We start from the raw sequence: 1889 nt of genomic DNA on the forward strand, positions 1-1889 counted from the left end.
CACGGGTACGACACGGGGACGACACCGTCGTACCGTGACCGCATGACGCCCTCTCGGACGACGCAGCCGCCCGCCGATCTCGTCATCACCGGATGCACCGCCCTCGTGCACGACGACCAGGAACGGATCGGGTTCGTCGAGGACGCCTCGATCGTCGTACGGGGAGGGGTCATCGAGTACGTCGGCCCGGCCACCGGAGCCACCACCAGGGGCCCCGCCACGGGAGCCCCCGGCACCGGTGCCCCCGCCGCCGAGCACATCGACGCCCGCGGCCAGGTCGCCCTCCCCGGCCTCGTCAACTGCCACACGCACGCCCCGATGGTGGCCCTGCGCGGAGTGGCCGAGGACCTGCCGGCCGAGGAGTGGTTCAACGACGTCGTCTGGCCCGTCGAGTCGAACCTCACGCCGAAGGACGTGGAGCTGGGCGCGAGGCTCGCCTGCGCCGAGATGATCCGCGGCGGCGTGACCTGCTTCGCCGACCACTACTTCTCGATGGACACGGTCGCCGCCGTGACGGCCGAGAGCGGACTGCGCGCCCACTTGGGGGAGGCCTTCTTCTCCTCGCAGGGCCCCGAAGGCCGCGAACGCTCACTGGAGTTCGCCCTACGGCACCGGGGCGCGGCCGGCGGCCGGATCACCACCGCGCTCGCCCCGCACGCCCCCTACACCGTCGCCGACGCCGACCTCGCCGCCACCGCCGGCCTCGCCCGCGAGCACGGACTGCCCGTGCACCTCCACGCCTCCGAGAGCCGGGACCAGACCGACAACAGCCTCGCCCGGCACGGCGTCACGCCCATCGAGGTACTGGAGCGCACCGGGCTTCTCGGCCTCGACGCGGGCGTGCTCATCGCGCACGGCACCGGCATCATCGAACGCGACCTGCCCGTCCTGGAGCGGGCGACGGGCCCGGTCGCCGTCGCGTCCGCGCCCCGCGGCTATCTGAAGTTCGCCTGGCCGACCACTCCGGTGCGGGCCCTGCGGCGCATCGGCGTCCCCGTGGGGCTGGCCACGGACGGCGCCGCCTCGAACAACTCCCTCGACGTGTGGGAGTCCATGGCGCTCACCGCGCTCGTCCAGAAGTCCACCGAGGGCGACCCGCGCTGGCTGACGTCACGGCAGGCACTGCACCACGCCACCCTCCAGAGCGCCCGCGCCGTGGGTCTGGGCGAGCAGATCGGCAGCCTCGCGCCCGGGCGGCGCGCCGACATCGTCCTGGTGGACGTCAGCGGCCCGCACACCCAGCCCGTGCACGACCTCGCCGCCACCCTCGTGCACAGCGCCCGTTCCTCCGACGTCCGCACCACGATCGTCGACGGACGTGTCCTCATGCGCGACCGCCGGCTGCTCACCGTCGATGTCGCGGCGACCGTGCGCGAGCTGGCGGAGCGCCTGCCCGCGCTCACCGACCGCAGCCACGGGCAGCGGATCCAGGAGTACGACAAGCCGCCCGGGTGAGCGCGGACCCGGCCGGGCAAACGGAGATCGCGCACGCCACGTGCGCGGACTCGTACGATCCGTCACCCGAATGTGGAGTTCCTGCGAGATCTCTCACCCTGTCGTGCTGACCGAGTGTCAACTACGTCTCAGTAACATCACTTCACGAGCCGTTCACCCTCTCGTGGGCGTTTAACTCTACGAATCACGGCGCTACATGGAGGTGCAGGGTGAACGGGCGAACAGTGCTGGAGCGCTTCCCCGCCGGCGGGCCGCGCGGTTCGTGGCCGGCGGAGGAGTTCGCGCACGCGCGCCGCCTGGAGGGCCAGGCCGCCGAGGTCGTCATGGACCTCGCCACGGACACGTTCCTGGTGATCGTCCGGGGCGCCGACGCCACGGAGTGAGGCGAGCGGGGGGTGAGGCGAGCCGGGGGGTGAGGTGAGCCGGGGGTACGG

General features: G+C 72.6%; 2 protein-coding genes. Both read left to right on the forward strand.

The features are described from left to right. The first annotated feature begins 42 nt into the window (after nucleotides 1-42). Complete coding sequence (locus FNH04_RS45520; protein ID WP_152792079.1) at nucleotides 43-1455, forward strand: amidohydrolase; 1413 nt, start codon at nucleotides 43-45, stop codon at nucleotides 1453-1455. 209 nt (nucleotides 1456-1664) lie between these two features. Next, nucleotides 1665-1838 (forward strand): hypothetical protein, encoded by a 174-nt coding sequence (locus tag FNH04_RS47095; protein ID WP_194237050.1) that lies wholly within the window; start codon nucleotides 1665-1667, stop codon nucleotides 1836-1838. Nucleotides 1839-1889: the final 51 nt, after the last annotated feature.

The organism is Streptomyces phyllanthi, from assembly GCF_009377205.1.
Taxonomy (GTDB): domain Bacteria; phylum Actinomycetota; class Actinomycetes; order Streptomycetales; family Streptomycetaceae; genus Streptomyces; species Streptomyces phyllanthi.